This window comes from Ruegeria sp. AL3, from assembly GCF_056536065.1.
Map to the genome: position 1 here is coordinate 90,835 of NZ_JBQFJG010000001.1, position 23,873 is coordinate 114,707.

Genomic DNA, 23,873 nt, shown 5'->3' on the forward strand with positions numbered 1-23,873 from the left:
CGCCTTTTTATTATCAAACTCATCCGATCCAAAAGAACAGAGACTGCAGCTCTGATTGTGTGCAAACTGCGGTGTTCCCCGACTTCACCCAAAAGAACTGAACGGCGCAGAGAAATAGTAGCGAAATAATAACCACCAAAAGACGAGCGGCCATAACAGGGATGTATCGCTCTAGCAGTGCGTAAATCGGAAGTAGCCCGGCAAAAGACAAAGCGAGAAGCGTCAATGACCAATAGCAACCTGGCAGATTGCCAAAAACTGCAAACAATCCCAAAACGAATCCAAGCACCGAGCAAATTTGCCCGAACGAGTTCCAACGTTGCTCAAGAGAACTCTCAGTTGCAGAGTTAACTTCAGTTTTTGTCATTTTGTTATTTTACCCCTTAATACTACCTTACTTTGAGCGTCGCCAGACCGATCATCGCCAGGATCAGCGAGATGATCCAGAAGCGGATCACGATGGTCGGCTCGGCCCAGCCTTTTTTCTCATAGTGGTGATGGATCGGGGCCATCAGGAAGACCCTCTTGCCCGTGCGCTTGAAGTAGAGGACCTGAATGATCACGCTCAGCGCCTCGACCACGAACAGGCCGCCGACCACGGCCAGAACCAGCTCGTGCTTGGTGGCCACGGCGATTGCGCCCAGCGCCCCGCCCAGGGCCAGCGATCCGGTATCGCCCATGAACACCGCCGCCGGGGGGGCATTGTACCAGAGAAACCCGAGGCCGGCCCCGAACAACGCGGAGGTGAAGATGAAGATCTCACCGGTGCCCGGGACGTAATGCACATCGAGATATTCGGTAAAGTCGACCCGACCGACCGCATAGGCGATCACGCCCAGGGTCGAGGCTGCGATCATCGCCGGCATGATGGCCAGCCCGTCCAGACCGTCGGTCAGGTTCACCGCATTGGCGGCCCCGACGATCACGACAATCGAGAACGGAATATAGAAGATGCCCAGATTGACCAGCGTGTCCTTGAAGACGGGTACAGCCAGCTGGTTCTGCAACGCTTCGGGGTGGTGCAACGTCGCCCAAAGCGAAGCCAGCACGGCGATAATCACGCCCAAAGCCAGGCGCATCCTGCCTGAAACCCCCTGCGTATTCTGTTTTGAGACCTTCGCGTAGTCATCCGCGAATCCGATGGCCGCATAAGACAAGGTCACAAAAAGAACCATCCAGACATAAGGGTTGTCCAACCGCGCCCAGACAAGGGTTGACGTGACCAGAGCTCCGACAATCAGCAATCCACCCATCGTCGGCGTGCCTGCCTTGGAAAAATGCCCTTCGGGGCCGTCGTCACGGATCGGCTGGCCTTTGCCCTGTTTCTTGCGCAGCACGTTGATCAGGGGTTTTCCGAAGATGAACCCAAATATCAGCGCGGTCATGAAGGCACCGCCTGCGCGGAAGGTGATATACCGGAAGAGGTTCCAGAAATCCCCTCCGTCCGACAGAGCGGTCAACCAGTACAGCATGACAATACCTTTCTCACACGAGGCGCGCGGGCAAGTTCACCCATCAAGCGCGCCCCCTTGCCCCATTTTGCGCAGACCGTCAACAATCGCGGCCAACGCCATGCTGAGTGAGCCCTTGGCGAGCACCGTGTCTCCATCCCGGATCAAAGCAGGCAGATGTTCCGCCATTTCCGCACTGGTTGCGAACCAGAGCCCACGTTTCTTCTCGGGCAGCGCGCGGTGCATTGCCTGCATCAATGGCCCGATGCAATGAACCTGATCCACGCGCGCCATCGCCTCGATATCCGCCATGGCGGCATGCATGGCCTCTTCCTGGGCGCCCAGTTCCTTCATGTCACCCAGAAACGCAACGCGGCGGGTGCCTTTGGAGGCGGCCAAGACATCCAGCGCGGCCTCCATCGAGGTCGGGTTGGCGTTATAGCTGTCATCCAGCAGTTCGATCTGCCCGCCGCCGGGCAAAGGCAGGCTTTCCCGTACGCCGCGCCCCTTGACCGGAGACCATGCGCGCAGACCCGCGATAGCGTCATCCAGATCGACACCCAGTTCAACGCAGGCTGCCAAAGCCCCCAGTGCGTTCATGGCGAAATGCGTACCGGCAGAGTTCACCGCAAAGCGGAATACCTGATCACCAACGGCAGCTTCGGCATTCACGGCGCTCGTCCCCTGCTGAACGTCGGTCAGCCGGTAATCCGTTGCGCCTTGGCCGAAATCCACGATCCCGGCCCCCTGCCCAAGTGCCGTTTGGCGCAGGATGTCCGCGTGCTCGATATCCGCATTGACGATTGCCGCGCCACCGGATTCGAGCCCTTCAAAGATCGCAGCTTTTTCATGGGCGATGCCAGCCACATTCTCGAAGGCTTCCAGATGCACCGCCGCCACGGTCGTGACCAGCGCCACATGCGGGCGGGCTTGCCGGGCCAGCGGGGCAATCTCGCCCGGATGGTTCATGCCAATCTCGATCACTGCGAATTCAGTGTCGCGCGGCATCCGGGCAAGGGTCAGCGGAACGCCCCAGTGGTTGTTGTAGCTGGCCACGCTGGCATGGGTTCTGCCCTGTGTTTCGAGGATCACGGCCAGCATTTCCTTGGTCGACGTCTTGCCGACACTGCCGGTCACCCCCACCACACGCGCATCCGTTCTGGCGCGAGCCGCCTGCCCCAAAGCCTCGAGCGCCGCCTGCACATCTTCGACGATCAGCAGTGGTGCGTCTGGCGATACGTTGTCGGGAATATGCGAGACCAAAGCCGCGCCCGCGCCTTTCTCAAGCGCTTGGGCTACGAACTCATGCCCGTCCCGTGCCGCTTTCAGCGCCACGAACAGATCACCGGGTTGAAGGGTGCGCGTGTCGATGGAGACACCATCAGCGGCCCAGTCGGTCGTGACCCGTCCACCCGTTGCCTGAGCAGCCTCGGATGCAGTCCAGAGCGTCATGCGACCCTCCCGTCCAGCGCTGCAACGGAAATGCTGGCCTGTTCGACATCGTCGAAGTGCAGAACCTGATCTCCCACGATCTGACCGGTTTCATGCCCCTTTCCGGCGATCAGCAGCGCATCACCGGGTTGCAGCGCATCGATGCCGCGCAGGATGGCCTCGGCGCGGTCGCCGACTTCGGTCACGCTGGCGTCGCCTGCTGCCTCTGACGCGCCTGCCATCACGGCCGCGCGGATGACTGCCGGATCTTCGCTGCGCGGGTTGTCATCGGTGACAAAGACCACGTTTGCATGGTTGGCTGCCGCCCTGCCCATCAAGGGTCGTTTGCTGGCGTCGCGATCCCCGCCCGCACCGATAACGGCAATCAGACGGCCCATCACATGCGGGCGCAGCGCCCTGAGTGCTGTGGCAACAGCATCAGGCGTGTGGGCATAATCCACAAACACCGCCGCGCCATTGTCACGCGTGGCGGCCAGTTGCATCCGCCCGCGAACCGTCGTCAGATGGGGCAGAGTTTCGAACACCCGTTCGGGGCTGTCCCCGGCAGCGATCACCAGGCCACAGGCCAGCAGGATATTTTCGGCCTGAAACCCGCCGATCAGGTTCAGGCGGGTCTGGAACGTTCGGCCCTGCCACGCAAAGCGCAGGTCCTGCCCCGTGGCGTCGAACCGCTGGTTGATCAGACACAGGTCGGCATCGCCCAGCCCCACCGTCAGCACCGACTGGCCGCGCATCTCGGCGATCCGCCGGACCTGGGCCCCTTTCGGGTCGCTCAGGTTGACAACGGCCGTTCCATCCTGCGGCAAAACCCGGTCGAACAGACCGGCCTTTGCGTTGAAATAGGCCTCGAAGGTTTCGTGGTAATCCAGGTGGTCCTGCGTGAAGTTCGAGAAACCGGCGGCGGTCAGGTGAACGCCGTCAAGGCGGCGCTGTTCAAGGCCGTGGGACGAAGCCTCCATTGCGGCATGGGTCACGCCGTTCTCGGCCGCCTCGGCCAGACAGCGGTGCAAGGTGATCGGCTCGGGCGTGGTGTGGGCCAGCGGCGCTGTCCACGCACCTTCAACCCCGGTGGTGCCGAGGTTGACGGCGGCGTGGCCAAGCGCGGACCAGATCTGCCGAACGAAGGTGGAAACAGATGTTTTGCCGTTCGTTCCCGTGACGGCCACGATGGTTTGCGGCTGCGCGCCGAACCACAACGCCGCGGCACCGGCCAGCGCCTGTCGCGGGTCTTCCACCACGGCCAGCGCTGCGTCCGAGGCTGCCAGTTCGGCCTCGGCGATCTCTGCCCCTTCGGCATCGGTCAGGATCGCAGCGGCCCCCATGCGCAGGGCAAACTGGATGAACTCTGCGCCATGAACGCGGGACCCGGGCAGCGCGGCAAACAGGAAGCCCTCTTTCACCTCGCGGCTGTCAACGGCCAGACCGGTGATATCCGGGTTTGCGCCCTCTCTTGCGGTCAGGGCCAGCTGGCTGAGTTTCTTCGTCCTTGTGCCCATGACCCACCTCTTGCCGGACAGCCTAGTTTGAGGTCAGCGTTATAGCAGCGCCCGCCTCAGGCTCAAGCCGGGGACGCAACCCCAACAACGGTGCGACGCGTCCGATCAGTTCGGCGGCAACAGGCACGGCGGTCCACCCGGCCGTGCGGCGTTTTTCACCGTAGGCCACGATCGAAGGTTCGTCCAACGTCACGATCAGAACGTACTGCGGATCGTAGGCCGGGAAGATCGTCGCGAAGGTGGCAATGACCTTGTCATCATAGTACCCGCCGCGCGGTTTGGGCTTGTCGGCCGTACCGGTCTTGCCGGCCACGTCATAGCCCTTGACCTCGGCGAAACTGGCGGTGCCGTCCGTTACCACTTTGCGCAGCATCTTTTGCGCCTGCCGTGCAGTGTTCTGCGACATGACACGAGGCCCGTATTGCGGGCCGTTCCGGCGCAGAATGGTCGGGCTGACGTAATGCCCGCCATTGGCAATCGCCGCGTATCCCGCGGCCAGATGCATCGGGCTGGTCGACAGGCCGTGGCCATAAGAAATTGTCACGGTACTGAGCTCGCCCCATTTCTTCGGCTTCAGCGGCACACCGCCCTTGGCCTCGACAATCTCGAATGGGGTCGGATCGAACATGCCAAGCGCGTCCAGAAACTCCTGCTGCCGTTTGGCACCGATTTGCAAGGCCAGACGCCCCGTGCCTCGGTTCGAGCTGTGGACGATCACATCCGCCACGCTGATCTTGCCGTAATTTTTGCCGTTGAATTCGCCGATGGGAAAGCGGCCGATCTTCATCGGCCCGGACGTATCGATGATGGTGTTCGAATTCACCAATCCAAGTTCAACGGCCTGGGCCGCGGTGAAAATCTTGAAAACAGATCCCAGTTCATACACGCCTTGTACATAACGGTTGAAAAGCGGGCTGTCCGAGGGGTCAAAGCCCGAGGTCGGTGGGCGCGGGCGGTCATTCGGATCAAAAGAAGGCAGCGAAGCAGCGGAAATAACCTCGCCCGTATGCGCGTTCATCAGAACGGCCGAGGCCCCCTTGGCATTCATGATCTTCATACCGCCGTAAAGAACCTGTTCTACTGCGGCTTGAATCGTCAGGTCCAGCGACAGTTGCAGCGGCTTGTTGCCGTTGGCCGGATCGCGCAGATAATCGTCGAACTGCTTTTCCACACCGGCCACGCCGATCACTTCGGCGGCGCTGACGCCTTCACGACCAAAACCGGACCCGCCCAGGATATGAGCGGCCAGCCGCCCGTTGGGGTAAAGCCGCATTTCACGCGGACCGAACAGGATGCCGGGATCACCGATGTCGTGCACGGCCTGCTTCTGCTCGGGCGAAATGCGTTTCTTGATCCACAGGAATTTGCGGTTGCCGGTGAAGTCCTTGATCAGCCGCTCTTTGTCCAGATCAGGAAAGATCGCAACCAACTGCTCTGCAGCGGCGACGGGATCGATCATCAACGGGGGCTGCGCGTAAACGGAATAGGTGTCCAGATTGGTGGCCAGTATGCGCCCTTCGCGATCGACGATGTTGGCGCGCTGCATGGCAATCGCCGCGCCTGGTGCGCTGGCCAGAGGCTCTTGTGCTTCCGATGTCGCCAGCATGCCCATGCGGAAGCCGACAACGGAAAAAGCGCAGAAGAAGAACAGGCCCAGCACCAGCAGACGCCCTTCGGCACGGGCGCGGGCGCGATCCTTCATCTCTTCGTGGCGCTTGCGGATGTTCTCACGCTCGATTGCCTTGGGGTTTTCGCCCCGCGCGCGGGCATCCAGGATTCGGGCCAGGGGGCGCAGAGGGGTGCGTGTCATGGAATCTGCACCTCGCCCAAAGCCTGAATGTCAGTGATGGCCTGCAATTCAATCGGATCAACGACGGGCAGGTCCGGGTCTTCGGCATAGGCGATCTGATCCGCGCGCCCGAACTGCTCGGCCCGCAACGGCAGCAGACCAAGGCGTTCAAAGTTCAGGTCGGCCAGTTCGCGCAGCCTGTCCGGGCGGTTCAGATAGGCCCATTCCGCGTTCAGAACAGCCAGTCGCACCTGTGCCATTCCGATCTCGCGCTGCAAAGACTGGGTTTCCTTTACCACTTGCTGGGTTCGGTAGTTTTCCTGATAGGCCCACAGCGCCAACCCGAACACGGACAGAGCAGTCAACACATACAAAACACTCTTCATCTTGCCCTTCCCCCCAGTTGCGGCATTCCGATGGCCCGCGCTTCAATTTCCCCCGCCGGAGCTTCGGTTCGGATCGCCACGCGCAGTTTGGCCGAGCGCGCGCGCGGGTTTTCCTGCAATTCCTGTTCGTCAGGCCCCACCGCCTTGCGGGTCTTCAGTGTGAATTGCGGCTGTTCCTGTTCAATCTCGGGCGCATAGCGGTTCGCGCGCCCCGTCTTGCCCGCGCGGGACTGGAAAAACCGTTTCACCATTCGGTCTTCAATGGAATGGAAAGTGACAACGGCCAGTTGCCCGCCGGGCTTCAAAGCACGTTCAGCGGCCATCAGCCCCTGAAACAGCTCTTCATATTCTGCATTCACGGCGATACGCAGCCCTTGAAAGCTGCGCGTGGCCGGGTGGGATTGCCCCGGTTTCGGACGTGGCAGGCAGGATTCGATGATCGCGGCCAGACGCAGGGTTGTGGTGATCGGCTCTTCCGTGCGCGCTTTGACGATCGCCTTGGCGATCCGGCGGCTGGCGCGTTCTTCACCATAGTGGAACAGGATGTCGGCCAGTTGCGCCTCGGTCGCGGTATTGACCAGATCGGCGGCGCTTTCGCCATCCTGGCTCATGCGCATGTCCAAAGGACCATCCTTCATGAAGGAAAACCCGCGGTCGGCCTGGTCCAGTTGCATCGAGGAAACGCCAAGGTCCAGAACAACGCCGTCCAGGTTCTGTGCATATTCATCCATACGAGAGAACACGCCGGGTTGCATCACCAGCCGACCACCATAGGCGCCCGCCCAGTCTGACGCCATCTCAAAAGCCAAGGGATCGCGATCCACGCCGATCACCTTGTCGGCCCCGGCCTCCAGCAATCCGCGGGTGTACCCGCCTGCGCCGAAGGTTCCGTCCAGCCAGACGCCCGTGACCGGCGCCACCGCCGCCAAGAGCGGGCGCAGCAAGACAGGGATGTGAGGCGCGTCCGGTTGTGGATGATCCGCGGCCGCCATGCCGTCACCCGCCCTCGACTTCATCGAGGAATTCCAATGGATCAACATCGTCGCCAAGGCCGTCCAGCCATTCCTCGGTCGCCGCCAGTTCCTCGGATTCGTAGGTCTCGGGCTTCCAGATCTGAAAAGTATCCCCGGCGGCGATAAAAAACGCCTCGCCCTCAAGACCGATCTTCTTGCGCAGCTTTGCCGGCAGAACCAGCCGCCCGGTTTCATCGACATTGGTCGGGAAGGACTGCCCATGGAACAGGCGCTGCAACATCTTGCGCTTCATCGCGCCACGTGGCAGCGCATCGATCTTGGCATCGACCTCGTCGATCGCCTCCATCGTGTAGCATTCCAGGTATTTGCGGCGATGATCCCCGTAGACAATCACAAGCTCTGGATTGTCGCCGGGCTGCCAGTTGGGATCGGAGGCTTCAAGCACGCGGCGAAACGAGGCCGGGATCGACACCCTGCCTTTCGCATCCACCTTATGGTGGCTTTCACCTCTGAACCTGCGCGCCAAGACGACTGTCCCTTTCGCTTGCGCCCCACTTGAAATTCGCGTTCCCCCCGGATGAAAAACGGCGGGTTGATCTGCTGCCACTGATCAACCCGCCGCATTGACCCGCTGTGCGGGATGTCCAGCTGCACGCGCCACCTGGGGGGATGTCTGCTCGCCCGCGCGCCGGATCTCTTGATTGATGAAAGCGAGATGCCTGTATGAAACCTGATTATTTTTGGTCGGGGTCGTTTGGTGCCCCTGCTGCCTCGTCCTCATCGGATGTATTAGGGATGCCATGGGAATTCATGGAAATCAACAGGAATTTTGCGAACCGTGTTCCATGAATCACGCTCCAACAACAATACCAACATGAAATTTGATCACAATGACACCAATTGTAGGAGGTCTTTCCGCGCAGTACCCCAGATATAGACAATTCGAAGTTGGGATTTTTTTCCCACGATTTCCCGGAATATCTAAAGAATTGCCATTCAGGGTGGAAAAACCCGGCATCTTTGGGCAGCGATCTCGCAGAATCATTTGCACTTTGAGCGCAATTTCGGCGGGACTTCCCCTCGACAACCACATTGGCCCATGAAATCCCGTGGCGTTCGGGCAGTTTGCTCTGCCACGTGCGAAACTGGCAAATCGTGCATCAGGGAATAGCTGAACCGCCACGCCTTGCCTGGCGCTTCGGTCACACGCACGTCTTGAATGGTTTTATTGCGCACATATTCCAGCCAACACCGCTCAATTAAAGGGCAAGCCATAAGAAGGCCATGTTTCCGCTGTCACCCGTGACCCAAGGGAAAGCCCAATGTTTCAAGGTGCATTTCGAGTTGAAGGAAAAAACTGAACCAATCTATGCGCTTGCTGCATAGCAGCATTGACGACGCGACCTATTGTGCAATCGCAGCATTTGCCTATTTTCAACCTCAAGCAAGGGCCGAGCGTAATCGGCAAAGCAAATAAATACGGATGATGAGCATGGCAGTCGCAAGCACACATACAGCATCGAAGAGCACACCGGCGTTCGGAATCGCAACTTTGATCGAAAACGCAAAGGCGCGTTTTGCCCGCTATCGTATGTATCGCCAGACCGTCAATGAGCTGGCAGGACTGTCGGACCGTGAACTGGCCGATCTGGGCCTGCATCGTTCCATGATCCGTCGGGTGGCCATGCAGGCCGCCAACGATCACATCGCGCAATAAGCGCGCCACGAATATCGAGATCAGGCCCTTCCTCCTCCCTTAGGGTCTGTTATCAGCGGCAACGTCTCTCCTCCTCCCTGACGTTGCCGCACCATATACCGGCCTCAACCCGCCGGATCCTGATACATCGAGGCTCTCCTCCTCCCTGCCTTGATGTTGAAAGCGCGCGGCGACGCCTTCCTCCTCCCTGACGTCGCCGCGTCTTCTCCATACCGGGCTCAAACCCGGGTTCGAATACATCGGGGCTCTCCTCCTCCCTGCTCTGATGTTGACAAGACGGCGGTTCCCCTTCCTCCTCCCTGGGAACCGCCGTTTTTTTGTTTTTCTGACATAGGTGTAAGATGGCCCTCTGATTTCTGATCCGCAGGAAACAATGGCCGCCTATTTCATCGCGCAGATCGACATCCACCACCCGGATGGGTATCAGGATTATCTGGCGGGTTTCATGCCGATCTTCGACCGCCACAAAGGACGCCTGCTCACGGTTTCATCGAAACCGGTCGAACGGGTCGAAGGCGATTGGCCCAAAGGTGGCATTGTGCTGATGGAGTTTCCGGACCTTGCCGCGGCGAAAGCCTGGAAAGACGACCCTGATTACATCGAGCTGGCGAAGGTCCGGCAAGCCACCGCCTCAACCAATCTGGTTCTGGTCGAAGTGATATGACGCCTCAGAACGGGACGTCATCCTTGTTGGTCAGAAAACGCGAGACCACTTTCTTTGTGCCTGCCTTGTCGAATTCGACTTCGACCTTGTCGCCCTCGATCCCGACAACCGCGCCATAGCCGAATTTCTGGTGGAACACCCGTTCCCCCAGCGTGAAACTGGCCACGGCGGTCGCGTCGATCACCGTGTTGCGGGATTCGCGCGGCTGCGACATGCCGTATTGCCCCTGCCGCGCCTGCATCCGTCTCCAGCCCGGCGAGTTGTAGACATTCGCTTCGGCCGCGCGGGTTTCAATGCCCGCAGCGGGCTGGCCGCCACCATAGAGCCCCGGAGGCGTAAGGACCTCAACGTGGCCTTCCGGCAATTCGTCGATGAAGCGCGAGGGCAACGAGTTCTGCCACTGACCGAACACCCGCCGGTTGGCGGCAAAAGAAATGGTACACACTTCTTCGGCGCGGGTGATGCCGACATAGGCCAGCCGCCGTTCCTCCTCGAGCCCCTTGAGCCCGGATTCGTCCATTGACCGCTGCGAGGGGAACAGCCCGTCTTCCCAGCCCGGCAGGAAGACGGCGGGAAACTCCAACCCCTTGGCCGCGTGAAGGGTCATGATCGAAACCTTGGCCCCGTCGCTGTCCTGTTCGTTGTCCATGACCAGACTGACATGTTCCAGAAACCCTTGCAGGTTCTCGAAATTGTCCAGCTGGTTGACCAGTTCCTTGAGGTTTTCAAGGCGCCCTGCTGATTCAACGTCTTTTTCTTTCCTAGGCGCATCCGGCTTATCCGGATCAACGGGCTTGAGGTACATCTCTGGATAGCCCGACTCATCAATGATGATTTGCGCCAACTCGATGTGCGAAAGCTCTGGTTCGCCATAACGAACTGTTGCCACTTCGTCATCGACGACCGAGTCGTCATCAATTTCAATCCGGGGACCGCGTGTCAGACCATTCCAACGCGCGAGGTCACTGATTAGCTGTCGAAGGGATTTGGCACCTTTTCCTTTAACAAGCCCCTTTTCAATAGCCAACTGCGCACCTGCAAGCAGCGAGACGCCGTTTTTTCGCGCCTCATCTTGAATATCTTGCCATGCTTTGCTTCCAAGGCCACGCTTTGGCTTGTTATATATCCGCTCGAAGGCCAGATCATCCTCGGGGCTGACCACCAGCCGGAAATAGGCCATGGCATCGCGAATCTCCATCCGCTCGTAGAATCGCGGGCCGCCGATCACCTTGTAGGGCAGACCGATGGTCAGAAACCTGTCTTCGAAGGCGCGCATCTGGTGGCTGGCGCGGACGAGGATAGCGATCTCATCAAGGTTCATCGGGCGAATACCGCGCGTACCGCCCTGCATCGCGTCGATTTCCTCGCCGATCCAGCGGGCCTCTTCCTCGCCGTCCCAATGGCCGATCAGATTGACCTTGTGGCCTTCCTCGGCTTCGGTCCACAGCTCTTTGCCCAGACGGTTTTCATTGCCGCGAATGACGTTCGACGCAGCCGCCAGAATATGCGGGGTCGAGCGGTAGTTCTGTTCCAGCCGCACCACATACGCGCCGGGAAAGTCCTTTTCGAACCGTAGGATGTTGCCCACCTCGGCCCCGCGCCAGCCATAGATCGACTGATCGTCATCGCCGACGCAGCAGATGTTCTTGTGCCCGCCCGCAAGCAGCCGCAGCCACAGATATTGGGCGATGTTGGTATCCTGATACTCGTCCACCAGGATATAGCGGAACCAGCGCTGGTATTGCTCCAGAACATCCTGATGGGTCTGGAAGATCGTAACCATGTGCAGAAGCAGATCGCCGAAATCCACCGCATTCAATTCGCGCAGGCGGGTCTGATATTGGGCATATAGCTCAATGCCCTTGTTGTCATAAGCCCCGGCATCGGCGGCTGGCACCTTGTCGGGTGTCAGCGCTCGGTTCTTCCAATCGTCGATGATTCCCAGCAACATCCGCGCAGGCCAGCGTTTGTCGTCGATATTTGCGGCCTGCACCAACTGCTTGAGCAGGCGCAACTGGTCGTCGGTATCCAGAATGGTGAAGTTCGATTTCAAATCGACCAGTTCCGCATGGCGGCGCAGCAGTTTGACGCAGATCGAATGAAAGGTACCCAGCCATGGCATCCCCTCAGCAGGCTGCCCCAACAGGCGGCCCACCCGTTCCTTCATCTCGCGCGCGGCCTTGTTGGTGAAGGTTACCGACAGAATCTCATTCGGACGTGCGCGCGCGGTGTTGAGAAGATGTGCGATCCGGGCGGTCAGAGCCTTGGTCTTGCCCGTTCCGGCACCTGCCAGCATCAGAACCGGGCCATCCAGACGCTCGACCGCGTCCCGTTGTGCCGGGTTAAGCTCATCCAGATAGGGCGAAGGGCGCACGGCCATGGCCCGCGCCGACAGCGATGCGCCCTCGAAGGCGTCCATTTCGTCAAAACTGCTCATGGCCCCAAACTACGCCGGATAAGCGCGAAGGGAAAGGGTTTGTTCACGGCTTGTTCACAGACTTTTCGCACTTCTTTTTACATTCAATTCTAAACAAACACGCCACCGTCCTGCACCCCGTTAACTCTCTGTCAAATCCTGACTGGGATGTTTGGCAGAGTGTAGTGGGAGCGGACATATGAAACAGGCGGAACTGACGGGTCAGTCCTCGAGGCTTAAAATGATAGGCGTGGCCCTGATGCTGCTCGCGCTGACGGCAGCGGCGGGCTGGGGGATCTATGCCGCCCCTGCGCCAGTGGTTGATCGCATGCTGGAAGCAGACCTGCGAAAGAACGCGATGCGGATGAGCCGCCAGGTCGAAAGCCATCTAAACGATCTTGAACAGACATTCCGTTTTCACGCATTGACCGATCATGACCAGGAGTTTCTGGAGCTACTGCCCGAAACCACGGACATTTACCGCTTCAAGCTGTTTGATGCTTCGGGGCAGGTGTTCTGGTCGACCCGAGCCAGCGACGTCGGGTTCGTGAATACGAAACCCTATTTCCAGTCGATCGTCGCCGCTGGGGGCCTTTTTTACAAACACGAAGAGAAGCCGGTTACCGAAGTTGATTCCTTTGTTTTCGACAATTCCCGGGATACGGAACTGAGCAGCCGCCATGTGGCCGAGGTCTATACGCCGATCATCAAGGATGCGACGTTCATGGGCGCGATCGAGTTCTATTCCGACATAACCGACCTGCGGAACCTGTTCATCACGCGCGTTCGCCTGTCTCTGGCGCTGCTGAGCGGCGTCGCCCTGCTGGCGCTGACGACTGTCATCCTGATTGTCCATCGCACCAACCGTCGTCAGGTTCGCGACCTGCGCAAACGAGCCCAGAAAGAGAGGGAGCTGATGGACGAGCAGCTGCGCCTGGCCCGAGAGGTCCGTCTATTGGGTGAGTTGAACGAATGGCTGCAATCAAGCCGGTCGCTGGATGAACTGTTCGACATGGTGTCTCGCTTCATGACCCACATCCTGCCAGAGGCCGAAGGCAGCGTGTATGTCTACTCAAACTCACGCGATGTGCTGGATGGCTGCGCCAGCTGGAACGGTGGAACTCATAAATCCCACATTCACCCCGAAGGTTGCTGGGGTTTGCGGCGCGGCCGGACTTACGAGTTCGGCGCATCCGAGATTGACTTTGTCTGCGAGCACGCCGAACCGCATGACGGGCGGCCCTATTTCTGCTTTCCCATTCTGGCCCATGGCGAAACCGTTGGTCTTTTGCATTTGCGGGCACTTGAGGGGCGCGAAGACTGCTTCAACAAGAGCCGCAAGCTGGCCCAATTATGCGCCGAACAGATCAGTATGGCGATCGCCAACGTCCGCATGCGGGATCAGCTTCACGACCAATCGGTACGAGACCCCCTGACCGGGCTGTTCAATCGCCGCCATATGACCGAGACGCTGCGCAAGTCCATCAGCCGCAGCCAGCAGACGGGCGCCGCGCTAAGCCTGATCGCCGTGGACGTGGATCACTTCAAGAAGTTCAACGATACTCATGGGCATGATGCGGGCGACATGGTATTGCGCGCCGTCGGCGCCGCCCTGGAACAGGGGTGCGACCGGGACGAAGTCGCCTGCCGAATCGGGGGGGAAGAGTTCATGCTGATCCTGCCTGACAACAGCCCCGAAGATGCCATGACCCGCGCCGAACAACTGCGCCAGGCGGTTGAAGCCGTAACCGTCCGATATGGCGAGAAGGTATTGCCGCGCATTACGATATCGGTCGGGGTTGCACATTACCCGGCCCACGGCACCATGCCGCAGGACCTGATGCGCGCGGCTGACGATGCGCTTTATGTCGCCAAGGACAAGGGGCGCAACCAGGTGCATGTTGCAAGCGGCACCAGGAACAAGACCGAAAATGCGTCGCCTGAAAACCGGCAACCACCCAAGGATGCAGCTTAAAAAACTTGCCGAATCGCATGGCAGGTCGGATCAATCTGCATGGACTTGCACAGCACCTATCCCGGTATACCGGATCTGAAACACCGTGCGCGCCGTCGTCTGCCGCATTTCGTGTGGGAGTATATCGACAGTGGAACCGGGATTGAAACGACGCTGCACCGGAACCGCAAGGCGCTGGATGACGTGCGCCTCTGCCCCTCGATCCTGCATGGCGAGCTGGACTTTGATACATCAAAGTCGTTTCTCGACGCTTCGTATCCGCTGCCGTTCGGAATCGCGCCGATCGGAATGTCCGGGCTGGTCTGGCCCCGCGCCGAGCAACTGCTTGCCAACGCGGCCGCAGAGGCGGGTATTCCCTATACCCTGTCGACCGTAGCCAGCCAAAGCCCTGAAGACATGGCACCGCATCTTGGGGACAATGCCTGGTTCCAGCTTTACCCGCCCCGGGATCCGGATATTCGAAAAGACCTGCTGAACCGGGTCCGCAAGGCCGGGTTCAAAACCCTGGTCCTCACCGCGGATGTTCCCGTCGCATCGCGCAGGGAAAGGCAGACACGATCGGGCCTGCGGCAACCGCCAAAGCTGACCCCGCGCATTCTGGCGCAGATCGCCCAAAGACCCGCCTGGGCGATGGGCATGCTGCGCAACGGTGTGCCGCATATGCGAACGCTGGACAAATATATCGAAAACCCCGGGAATCTTCCGCCCACGGCTCATATCGGTTACCTGCTTCGAACCTCGCCGGATCTGGACTATGTCAAATGGCTGCGCGACCATTGGGACGGTCCGCTTGTCCTGAAGGGTGTCCTGCGACCAGAGGATACGAGCAGGCTGGAACAGGTCGGTGTCGATGCTTTGTGGGTGTCGAATCATGGCGGTCGGCAATTTGACGCGGCCCCGGCCAGCATCGAGGTTCTGCCCTCTGTCCGCGATGCAACCCGCCTGCCCCTGATCTTCGACAGTGGTGTCGAAGGCGGTCTGGATATTTTGCGTGCCATGTCGCTGGGCGCAGACTTCGTGATGCTCGGGCGGGCTTTTTTATATGGTCTTGCGGCGCTTGGCGCGCGGGGGCCTGCACATGTCATCGAGATTCTCAGGCAAGACCTGCATGCAAATATGGGCCAGATGGGCCTGGCAAGCCTGTGTCAGATTGAGAGTTAACGTTAAACATTTGATGCTGCGGCGCAGCAAAAGTATAAGGGCGCTGCGATCATAGGGCGTTTGCGAGCGATAACATGCCGGTTCTACCCAGAAGAACGGATATACCTGCGCGTATTCTCCGCCCAATAAGACGCCCATACACAAAAGACCGGGACCTATCATGACAGACTTCAACAAGATCCTGATCGCCAACCGCGGCGAGATTGCCATCCGCGTCATGCGCGCAGCAAACGAGATGGGAAAACGAACCGTCGCCGTCTACGCTGAAGAAGACAAACTGGGCCTGCACCGGTTCAAGGCTGACGAGGCGTATCAGATCGGTGAAGGCATGGGGCCGGTTGCCGCCTATCTTTCGATCGACGAGATCATCCGTGTTGCCAAGCAATGTGGCGCCGACGCGATTCATCCGGGCTATGGTCTGCTGTCCGAGAACCCGGATTTCGTCGATGCCTGCGTCAAGAACGGCATCACCTTCATCGGCCCCAAGGCGGAAACCATGCGCGCGCTTGGCGACAAGGCAAGCGCGCGACGCGTAGCAATCGAAGCAGGCGTTCCGGTCATTCCTGCCACCGAAGTTCTGGGCGATGACATGGACGCGATCCGCAAGGAGGCCGCCGAAATCGGCTATCCGCTGATGCTCAAGGCGTCCTGGGGCGGCGGCGGGCGCGGCATGCGCCCGATCCAGTCGGAAGAAGAGTTGGAAGAGAAAGTGCTGGAAGGCCGTCGCGAGGCCGAAGCCGCATTTGGCAATGGCGAGGGTTATCTGGAAAAGATGATCATTCGTGCGCGCCACGTCGAGGTGCAGATCCTGGGCGACAAGCACGGTGAAATCTATCACCTGTATGAACGCGACTGCTCGGTCCAGCGCCGGAACCAGAAGGTCGTGGAACGCGCCCCAGCCCCGTATCTGAGCGACGAACAGCGCGCAGAGATCTGCGAGCTTGGCCGCAGGATCTGTGCGCATGTGAATTACGAATGTGCCGGCACGGTCGAGTTCCTGATGGATATGGACACCGGCAAGTTCTATTTCATCGAAGTCAATCCGCGCGTTCAGGTCGAACACACCGTGACCGAAGAAGTCACCGGTATCGACATCGTGCAGGCGCAGATCCTGATCGCCGAGGGCAAGACGCTGGCCGAGGCGACCGGCATGGCCAGCCAAAAGGATATCCAGCTCAACGGGCACGCGTTGCAGACACGGATCACCACCGAGGACCCACAGAACAACTTCATCCCCGACTATGGCCGGATCACCGCCTATCGCTCGGCCACCGGTATGGGCATCCGTCTGGATGGCGGCACGGCCTATGCGGGCGGGGTGATTACGCGCTATTACGACTCGCTGCTGACCAAGGTTACGGCCTGGGCCCCCACGCCCGAAAAGGCGATCTCTCGGATGGACCGCGCCCTGCGCGAGTTCCGCATCCGCGGGGTTTCGACGAATATCGACTTCGTCATCAACCTGCTCAAGCATCCGACCTTCTTGTCGAACGAATACACCACCAAGTTCATCGACACGACGCCCGAACTGTTCACCTTCAAGAAGCGGCGCGACCGCGGCACCAAGGTTCTGACCTATATCGCGGACATCACCGTGAACGGGCATCCCGAAACCAAGGACCGCCCGCGCCCGCGCGCCGACCTGAAGGAGGCCAGGCCTCCGGCGCTGAAGGCCGAACCGCAGATGGGTACGCGCAACCTGCTGGAGCAGAAGGGCCCGCAGGCGGTGGCCGACTGGATGAAGGCGCAGCGCCAACTGCTGATCACCGACACCACCATGCGCGACGGGCACCAGTCTCTGCTGGCGACCCGGATGCGCTCGATCGACATGATCAAGGTGGCTCCCTCCTATGCGGCGAACCTGCCGCAGCTGTTCTCGGTCGAATGCTGGGGCGGCGCGACTTTCGATGTGGCGTATCGGTTCTTGCAGGAATGCCCGTGGCAGCGCCTGCGGGACCTGCGTGAGGCGATGCCGAACCTGATGACCCAGATGCTGCTGCGCGGCGCAAACGGCGTGGGCTATACGAACTATCCTGACAACGTGGTGCAGGAGTTCGTGCGTCAGGCGGCGACAGGAATTGACGTGTTCCGTGTCTTCGACTCGCTGAACTGGGTCGAAAACATGCGCGTGGCGATGGATGCGGTCGTCGATAGCGGCAAGATTTGCGAAGGTACCGTCTGTTACACTGGCGATATTCTTGACCCGGATCGCGCCAAGTACGATCTGAAATATTATGTCGGCATGGCGAAAGAACTGCGCGACGCCGGCGCGCATATTCTGGGCCTCAAGGACATGGCGGGCCTGCTGAAACCGGCCTCGGCCAAAATCCTGATCCGGGCGCTGAAGGAAGAGGTCGGGCTGCCGATTCATTTCCACACACATGACACCGCCGGTATTGCCAGCGCGACCATTCTGGCCGCGTCCGAGGCGGGCGTCGATGCAGTTGACTGCGCGATGGACAGCTTCTCGGGCAACACCAGCCAGGCGACGCTGGGCACCGTGGTCGAAGCGCTGCGCCATACCGACCGCGACACCGGGCTGGACATCAAGGCCATCCGTGAAATCAGCGATTACTTCGAGGCTGTGCGTGGCCAGTATGCGGCCTTCGAATCCAGTCTTCAGGCCCCCGCGTCCGAGGTCTATCTGCACGAGATGCCGGGCGGTCAGTTCACCAACCTCAAGGCGCAGGCACGCAGCCTGGGTCTGGAAGAACGCTGGCACGAAGTGGCGCAGATGTATGCTGACGTGAACCAGATGTTCGGTGACATCGTGAAGGTCACGCCGTCTTCCAAGGTCGTTGGTGACATGGCGCTGATGATGGTCAGCCAGAACATGACACGTGAACAGGTCGAGGACCCGAATACCGACGTGGCCTTCCCCGACTCGGTCGTGGACATGATGCGCGGCAATCTGGGTCAGCCTCCGGGCGGGTTCCCCGAGACCATCATCAAGAAGGTGCTGAAAGACGAGGTTCCCAACACGCAGCGACCCGGCAAGGACGTGCCCCCGGTCGATCTTGAAGCCACCCGCGCCGAGCTGTCCAAGCAGCTGGAAGGCAAAGAGGTCGATGACGAGGATCTGAACGGATACCTGATGTATCCCAAGGTGTTCCTGGACTACATGGGTCGCCACCGGATCTACGGCCCGGTTCGTACCCTGCCAACGCGCACCTTCTTCTACGGCATGGAGCCGGGCGAGGAGATCACCGCGGAAATCGACCCCGGTAAGACGCTGGAAATCCGGTGTCAGGCCATTGGCGAAACGGATGAAAACGGAGAGGTCAAAGTGTTCTTTGAACTCAACGGTCAACCGCGCGTGATCCGGGTTCCGAACCGGTTGGTCACCTCGACCACGCAGGCGCGGCCCAAGGCCGAGGTCGGCAACCCGGATCATGTCGGTGCGCCGATGCCCGGTGTTGTTGCCACTGTCGCCGTAACAGCGGGCCAGCCGGTCAAGGAAGGCGACATGCTGCTGACCATCGAGGCGATGAAGATGGAAACCGGCATCCACGCCGAGCGCGATGCGACCGTCAAGGCCGTTCATGTGCAGCCCGGCGGCCAGATTGACGCAAAGGACCTTCTGATCGAGCTGGAATAAGCTGCCGAACCGATTACAGTTCAAAGGGCCGCGCGGGAAACCACGCGGCCCTTTTTCTATGCCGGAGCGGAGACCCACCATGCTTGCTATCACCCCGATCTATGCGGCCCTGATCGCTATTCTTTACGTTGCACTCAGCGTCAAAGTGATCCTTCAGCGCCGCAGCGACAAAATCTCGGTCGGGGATGGGGGCAGCAAATTGATGATCAAGGCGATACGGACACATTCCAATTGCGCCGAATACGCCCCAATCGCCCTATTGCTGATCGCCATGGTGGAGTTACAGGGCGCCGGAGGGTTGCTTTTGCATATACTGGGTTTGATGTTGCTGGCCGGGCGTCTGCTGCACGCTTACGGATTCGGGCGCACGCCCCAGATCGTCATCCTGCGGCAGGCTGGAATGAGCCTGACGTTCCTGGCCATTCTGGTTGCGGCCATCGCCAACCTGATTCTGGCGCTGTAGGACAGCTGGCGGGTGCTATCCCGTCAGTTCCGTCGTCATCACATGGGGCGCTTTCAACAAAACGGGCGTGATCCGATTGTGTTCGTGATCGTCCGATTCCGGCATCACGGCGACCAGCAAGATCATCGCGGCCAGCGCCATTATCTTCATGTCTGCAACGGATATCATGAAAGCCCCTCTGCCTGTGTCCTTTTTTGATCCGTGTTTGAGATTGAACGGGCCGGATGCCGGGTTCCGTCGAAATACTTTTTTCTCATTTTTGTGTTTTTCCGCTTGCAGCCCCGCGTGGGAATTTATAAATCCCTCCTCACTCAACGGCGCGGGCGTAGCTCAGGGGTAGAGCATAACCTTGCCAAGGTTAGGGTCGGGCGTTCGAATCGCCTCGCCCGCTCCATTGAGAGGTCTTCGGACCACATATGTATCTGATGCGGGCGTAGCTCAGGGGTAGAGCATAACCTTGCCAAGGTTAGGGTCGGGCGTTCGAATCGCCTCGCCCGCTCCAGATACAGAACTCTCCATACATGCTGGTTCTTCACAAGACATTGCGTCATTCTGGTTGCATCGCCCAACGCAGGATTCACCCATGTCTGATTACGTCATCCGCCCACTCACCGTTGACGAGGTGCAAAAGGCCGTCGATTGGGCCGGGCGCGAAGGGTGGAACCCGGGGTATCACGATGCTCGTTGCTTCCACGGCACGGATACCCGCGGGTTTCTCGGCGGGTTCCTGGATGGCGAGATGATCGCTTCCATTTCGGTCGTTCAGTATGATGACGCCTTTGCGTTCCTTGGGTTCTACATCGTTCGGCCCGAGTTTCGCGGATCGGGCCACGGGCTGAAAATCTGGCGGCACGCCTTGGAAAACTGCAATGCGGACAACATCGGTCTGGATGGTGTCGTCGAGCAGCAGGATAACTACCGCAAGTCCGGTTTTACCTTTGCCTATAACAACTACCGCTTTGGCGGGACAAAACGCGGGATTCTGGCCGCGCTCGGGGCGCAACCGGCTGCGCGGGTTGAGGAGTTGCACAGCCTCTCGGACGATCTAGCCGCCTATGACCGGCAGATGTTCCCTGCCCCGCGCGACATCTTCCTGCGCGATTGGCTGAGCGCGCCCAGCCACGCCTCGCGCGTGATTGCCGAGAATGGCATAATCCGGGGCTATGCGACCCTGCGGCCCTGTCAAAGCGGATACAAGATCGGGCCGTTGTTCGCGGACGACGCCGAGATTGCCCAAGCCCTGTTGGCCTCGGTATTGGAAGCCATCCCCGACGATCACGCCACGCATGACGTGTTCATCGACATGCCGCGGCCCAACGCCGCCGCCTTTGCGCTGGCGGATGCGCTGGGTCTTGAAAAGGTGTTTGAAACGGCCCGGATGTATTCCGGCCACGCGCCGGATATCGATCTGAGCCGTGTCTTTGGCGTCACCTCATTCGAACTGGGTTAAAACGCCTTGAACGTCATTGTGGTCAGCGAGCGTTCGATATTGGGAATCACCAGCAGGTGTTCATTGATAAAATGACCCACATCCTCGGTCTCGGGGATATAGAGCTTGAGCAGCAGATCATATTCACCGCTGGTGGAATACAGTTCAGAATGGATTTCGCGCAGGGCGATTTCCTCGGCGACCTTGTAGGTGGTTCCGGGCTTGCAACGGATCTGGATGAAAACGCAGGTGGACATGGTTTGACCCTATCGGTTCGTGTTGTTCGCAAGCTGACACGGGGCCAAGCCGGGCGCAATCCCCTGCAACAGTTTGCAGCGTTCGCAACGCGCGGTCTGGAAAACCCCGACCTTCCCCGTCTATAAGCGCGCCTGTAGCAAAAGGAATTCGCCCATGCGCAGCGCAAAGATCAGCCGCCAGACTGCCGAAACCGAAATTTCGGTCGAGATCAATCTGGATGGCACCGGCATTTATGACAACCAGACCGGAGTTGGATTTCTTGATCACATGCTGGATCAACTGGCGCGCCATTCGCTGATCGACATGACGATCCGCGCCAAGGGCGATTACCACATTGATGATCACCACACGGTCGAAGATACCGGTATCGCGCTGGGGCAGGCTTTGACGCAGGCCCTGGGCGACAAAAAGGGGATCCGGCGGTACGGAGAATGCCACCTACCGATGGATGACGCTCAGGTTCGCTGTGCGCTGGACCTGTCCGGCCGCCCCTATTTGATCTGGAATGTGGACCTGCCGACGCAGAAAATCGGTACATTCGACACAGAACTTGTGCGCGAGTTCTTTCAGGCGCTCAGCACCCATGGCGGCATCACGCTGCATATCGACCAGTTGCACGGCTTCAACAGCCACCACATCGCCGAGGCCGCATTCAAGGCCGTAGCGCGCGCGCTGCGAGACGCCGTTGAAACCGATCCGCGCAAGGCAGATGCGATTCCGTCGACCAAAGGCGCGTTGTAAATGCTGACCGCCATTATCGACTACGAAAGCGGCAACCTGCACTCGGCGGAAAAAGCGTTTCAGCGCATGGCGCAAGAGGTCGGCGCCGGTGAGGTTGTCGTCACCTCGGACGCGGATGTTGTGGCACGCGCGGATCGCTTGGTTCTGCCGGGCGACGGGGCGTTTCCGGCATGCGCTGCCGAATTGCGTGGGCACAAGGGCATCTATGACGCGATGGTCGAGGCGGTCGAACAGAAAGGCCGCCCGTTTCTGGGCATCTGTGTGGGGATGCAGTTGATGGCAACCAAAGGCCATGAATACAGCGAAACGGATGGTCTGGACTGGATTGCCGGCGATGTCGTCAGGATCGAGCCGTCAGACACATCGCTGAAAGTTCCGCATATGGGCTGGAACGATCTTGTTCTGGACAGCGATCACCCGGTGTTCAACGGGGTGAAATCCGGCGATCACACCTATTTCGTCCACTCGTACCACTTCCGGGTGTCCGACCCGGCACAGAGATTGGCTTATGTGGACTACGGGCAGGAGGTCACGGCCGTCATTGGCCGCGACACGATGGTTGGAATGCAGTTTCACCCCGAGAAAAGCCAGGACGTTGGCCTGCGCATGCTGGGCAACTTCCTGACCTGGAAACCCTGAGGCTTACTGAACACGCGTCCAGGTTTGACCGCGGCAGATCAGACCGCCCGCCACACATCCCTTGACGGTCAGTTTGTTCTGGCCGTCCAGTGACATTTTTGAATTGTATGTCTTGTTCCGGTCCGGTGCCCAGATCTTGCCGCTATCATAGCTTCCGCCGCCATCGGGCACCATGTCCCAAATGATCTGCTTGCCCAGGTTTTCATATTCCAGCTGCTCGTTGCCATCCGCATCAAAGGCGCTGTCGATGGTTCCGCAGATCGCACTGCCGCATCCGGAAATCGTCACGTGCAGATAGCCGCCGGTATCACCGGGTGCAGTCTTCCACAGACCGTCGACGGGATCCGCAGCCATCGCGCTGGTCGCAAGAAACATCAAACCCGCTGCAAACGTAAATTTCTTCATGATTGTCTCCCTGTTTTGATGGCAGTCTGACCCGGCAACCAGCTGCGGGCAAGAATGACCCAGCGTCGCGTTGCATCCCCTGCCCCGCCTGTGCGATATCCCGCGCGTGCAACACAGATATAGGGCCGCCCGACATGATCCTCTACCCCGCCATCGACCTCAAAGACGGCAATGCCGTGCGCCTGCTGCGTGGTGAAATGGACAAGGCCACCGTGTTCAACGAAGACCCCGCCGCGCAGGCCCGCGCCTTTGTCGAGGCCGGGTGCGAGTGGCTGCACCTGGTCGATCTGAACGGCGCTTTTGCAGGTGAGCCGGTCAACGCCGCCCCGGTCGAAGCGATTCTGAAAGCCTGCGACGTGCCCGCGCAATTGGGAGGCGGCATCCGCGACATGGCCACCATCGAGACCTGGATCGACAAAGGCCTGGCCCGCGTGATTCTGGGCACGGTCGCGGTCGAGAACCCCGATCTGGTGCGCGAAGCGGCCAAAGCCTTTCCCGGCAAGGTCGCCGTGGGCATCGACGCGCGCAACGGTCTGGTTGCCACCAAGGGTTGGGCCGAAGAAACCGACGTTCAGGTAACCGATCTGGCCCGCAGCTTCGAAGACGCGGGCGTCGCTGCGATCATATACACCGACATCAACCGGGACGGCGCGATGCAGGGCCCCAATGTCGAGGCCACCGCAGAGCTTGCCAAATCGGTCGATATTCCGGTCATCGCATCTGGCGGCGTGTCCTCGATCGCCGATCTGATCGCCCTGCGCGATTGTGGCGCAGCTTTGAACGGTGCCATTTCCGGCCGCGCGCTTTATGATGGAGCGATTGATCTGAAAGAGGCTCTGACCGCGCTCAGAGGATAGCT

At 59.7% G+C, this 23,873-nt stretch carries 22 protein-coding genes and 2 tRNA genes; 12 read left to right on the forward strand and 12 right to left on the reverse strand.

What is annotated here, in order from left to right; translation table 11 throughout:
• Window positions 1–19: 19 nt before the first annotated feature.
• The 8 genes from ACR3E6_RS00425 to mraZ are packed head-to-tail and all read right to left on the reverse strand — an operon-like array spanning window position 20 to window position 8,074.
• Window positions 20–367 carry a hypothetical protein gene (locus tag ACR3E6_RS00425; protein ID WP_480485270.1) on the reverse strand — a complete coding sequence of 116 codons (348 nt, stop codon included), beginning with the start codon at window positions 365–367 and terminating at the stop codon, window positions 20–22.
• Window positions 368–389: 22 nt separating this feature from the next.
• Window positions 390–1,472 carry a phospho-N-acetylmuramoyl-pentapeptide-transferase gene (mraY, locus tag ACR3E6_RS00430; RefSeq protein ID WP_171630992.1) on the reverse strand — a complete coding sequence of 361 codons (1,083 nt, stop codon included), beginning with the start codon at window positions 1,470–1,472 and terminating at the stop codon, window positions 390–392.
• Window positions 1,473–1,508: 36 nt separating this feature from the next.
• The gene (locus ACR3E6_RS00435) at window positions 1,509–2,903 is read right to left on the reverse strand and encodes a UDP-N-acetylmuramoyl-tripeptide--D-alanyl-D-alanine ligase (RefSeq protein ID WP_209832514.1); all 1,395 of its coding nucleotides are present in this window, start codon (window positions 2,901–2,903) and stop codon (window positions 1,509–1,511) included.
• Entirely contained in the window at window positions 2,900–4,399 is a 1,500-nt protein-coding gene (locus tag ACR3E6_RS00440) for a UDP-N-acetylmuramoyl-L-alanyl-D-glutamate--2,6-diaminopimelate ligase (protein ID WP_480485273.1), read from the reverse strand. The genes ACR3E6_RS00435 and ACR3E6_RS00440 overlap by 4 nt, the downstream gene beginning before the upstream one ends.
• A gap of 22 nt (window positions 4,400–4,421) precedes the next feature.
• Window positions 4,422–6,209: a peptidoglycan D,D-transpeptidase FtsI family protein gene (locus ACR3E6_RS00445; protein ID WP_171630989.1), complete on the reverse strand. Its 1,788-nt coding sequence runs from the start codon at window positions 6,207–6,209 to the stop codon at window positions 4,422–4,424.
• Window positions 6,206–6,574 (reverse strand): cell division protein FtsL, encoded by a 369-nt coding sequence (ftsL, locus tag ACR3E6_RS00450; RefSeq protein ID WP_152458671.1) that lies wholly within the window; start codon window positions 6,572–6,574, stop codon window positions 6,206–6,208. The genes ACR3E6_RS00445 and ftsL overlap by 4 nt, the downstream gene beginning before the upstream one ends.
• Window positions 6,571–7,566: a 16S rRNA (cytosine(1402)-N(4))-methyltransferase RsmH gene (gene rsmH, locus ACR3E6_RS00455; protein WP_480488070.1), complete on the reverse strand. Its 996-nt coding sequence runs from the start codon at window positions 7,564–7,566 to the stop codon at window positions 6,571–6,573. The genes ftsL and rsmH overlap by 4 nt, the downstream gene beginning before the upstream one ends.
• Before the next feature lie 4 nt (window positions 7,567–7,570).
• Window positions 7,571–8,074: a division/cell wall cluster transcriptional repressor MraZ gene (mraZ, locus tag ACR3E6_RS00460; protein WP_171630988.1), complete on the reverse strand. Its 504-nt coding sequence runs from the start codon at window positions 8,072–8,074 to the stop codon at window positions 7,571–7,573.
• Between the two features lie 966 nt (window positions 8,075–9,040).
• Between mraZ and ACR3E6_RS00465 the strand changes: the two genes are divergently transcribed.
• Both ACR3E6_RS00465 and ACR3E6_RS00470 read left to right on the forward strand, forming a co-directional pair.
• Window positions 9,041–9,265: a DUF1127 domain-containing protein gene (locus ACR3E6_RS00465; protein WP_171630987.1), complete on the forward strand. Its 225-nt coding sequence runs from the start codon at window positions 9,041–9,043 to the stop codon at window positions 9,263–9,265.
• Between the two features lie 373 nt (window positions 9,266–9,638).
• Window positions 9,639–9,929 carry a DUF1330 domain-containing protein gene (locus ACR3E6_RS00470; protein ID WP_480485276.1) on the forward strand — a complete coding sequence of 97 codons (291 nt, stop codon included), beginning with the start codon at window positions 9,639–9,641 and terminating at the stop codon, window positions 9,927–9,929.
• Between the two features lie 4 nt (window positions 9,930–9,933).
• Here the strand turns inward: ACR3E6_RS00470 and ACR3E6_RS00475 are convergent, their stop codons facing one another.
• Complete coding sequence (locus ACR3E6_RS00475; RefSeq protein ID WP_480485278.1) at window positions 9,934–12,366, reverse strand: ATP-dependent helicase; 2,433 nt, start codon at window positions 12,364–12,366, stop codon at window positions 9,934–9,936.
• Window positions 12,367–12,544: 178 nt separating this feature from the next.
• Here ACR3E6_RS00475 and ACR3E6_RS00480 point away from each other — a divergent pair, with 178 nt between their 5' ends.
• The 4 genes from ACR3E6_RS00480 to ACR3E6_RS00495 all read left to right on the forward strand — a co-directional run bounded on the left by ACR3E6_RS00480 (window position 12,545) and on the right by ACR3E6_RS00495 (window position 19,542).
• A complete protein-coding gene (locus ACR3E6_RS00480; protein ID WP_171722910.1) occupies window positions 12,545–14,320 on the forward strand; it encodes a sensor domain-containing diguanylate cyclase in 1,776 nt (591 codons plus the stop codon).
• A gap of 39 nt (window positions 14,321–14,359) precedes the next feature.
• The gene (locus ACR3E6_RS00485) at window positions 14,360–15,481 is read left to right on the forward strand and encodes an alpha-hydroxy acid oxidase (RefSeq protein WP_480485281.1); all 1,122 of its coding nucleotides are present in this window, start codon (window positions 14,360–14,362) and stop codon (window positions 15,479–15,481) included.
• Window positions 15,482–15,641: 160 nt separating this feature from the next.
• Window positions 15,642–19,079, forward strand: coding sequence for a pyruvate carboxylase (locus ACR3E6_RS00490; protein ID WP_480485283.1), 3,438 nt, complete (start codon window positions 15,642–15,644; stop codon window positions 19,077–19,079).
• Window positions 19,080–19,158: 79 nt separating this feature from the next.
• Entirely contained in the window at window positions 19,159–19,542 is a 384-nt protein-coding gene (locus tag ACR3E6_RS00495) for an MAPEG family protein (protein ID WP_171630974.1), read from the forward strand.
• 15 nt (window positions 19,543–19,557) lie between these two features.
• On the opposite strand, the gene ACR3E6_RS00500 is transcribed toward ACR3E6_RS00495, so the two are convergent.
• Complete coding sequence (locus ACR3E6_RS00500; protein WP_480485285.1) at window positions 19,558–19,710, reverse strand: hypothetical protein; 153 nt, start codon at window positions 19,708–19,710, stop codon at window positions 19,558–19,560.
• A 151-nt stretch (window positions 19,711–19,861) separates the two neighbouring features.
• Here ACR3E6_RS00500 and ACR3E6_RS00505 point away from each other — a divergent pair.
• The 3 genes from ACR3E6_RS00505 (at window position 19,862) to ACR3E6_RS00515 (ending at window position 20,992) form a co-directional block, all read left to right on the forward strand.
• Window positions 19,862–19,936 (forward strand) — tRNA-Gly (locus ACR3E6_RS00505).
• A 33-nt stretch (window positions 19,937–19,969) separates the two neighbouring features.
• Window positions 19,970–20,044, forward strand: a tRNA-Gly gene (locus ACR3E6_RS00510).
• Window positions 20,045–20,125: 81 nt separating this feature from the next.
• The gene (locus tag ACR3E6_RS00515) at window positions 20,126–20,992 is read left to right on the forward strand and encodes a GNAT family N-acetyltransferase (RefSeq protein WP_480485287.1); all 867 of its coding nucleotides are present in this window, start codon (window positions 20,126–20,128) and stop codon (window positions 20,990–20,992) included.
• On the opposite strand, the gene ACR3E6_RS00520 is transcribed toward ACR3E6_RS00515, so the two are convergent.
• Complete coding sequence (locus tag ACR3E6_RS00520; protein ID WP_050602861.1) at window positions 20,989–21,228, reverse strand: Lrp/AsnC family transcriptional regulator; 240 nt, start codon at window positions 21,226–21,228, stop codon at window positions 20,989–20,991. The genes ACR3E6_RS00515 and ACR3E6_RS00520 overlap by 4 nt on opposite strands.
• A 154-nt stretch (window positions 21,229–21,382) precedes the next feature.
• Here ACR3E6_RS00520 and hisB point away from each other — a divergent pair, with 154 nt between their 5' ends.
• Both hisB and hisH read left to right on the forward strand, forming a co-directional pair.
• Window positions 21,383–21,970, forward strand: a complete 588-nt coding sequence (gene hisB / locus ACR3E6_RS00525; RefSeq protein ID WP_480485290.1) for an imidazoleglycerol-phosphate dehydratase HisB — start codon at window positions 21,383–21,385, stop codon at window positions 21,968–21,970.
• Window positions 21,971–22,609: an imidazole glycerol phosphate synthase subunit HisH gene (gene hisH, locus ACR3E6_RS00530; RefSeq protein ID WP_170343693.1), complete on the forward strand. Its 639-nt coding sequence runs from the start codon at window positions 21,971–21,973 to the stop codon at window positions 22,607–22,609.
• 3 nt (window positions 22,610–22,612) lie between these two features.
• Here hisH and ACR3E6_RS00535 read toward each other — a convergent pair whose 3' ends face one another.
• Window positions 22,613–23,014: a DUF2147 domain-containing protein gene (locus tag ACR3E6_RS00535; protein ID WP_171722904.1), complete on the reverse strand. Its 402-nt coding sequence runs from the start codon at window positions 23,012–23,014 to the stop codon at window positions 22,613–22,615.
• A 134-nt stretch (window positions 23,015–23,148) separates the two neighbouring features.
• On the opposite strand from ACR3E6_RS00535, the gene hisA reads away from it, so the two are divergent.
• Window positions 23,149–23,871, forward strand: a complete 723-nt coding sequence (gene hisA / locus ACR3E6_RS00540) for a 1-(5-phosphoribosyl)-5-[(5-phosphoribosylamino)methylideneamino]imidazole-4-carboxamide isomerase (protein WP_171630959.1) — start codon at window positions 23,149–23,151, stop codon at window positions 23,869–23,871.
• Window positions 23,872–23,873: the final 2 nt, after the last annotated feature.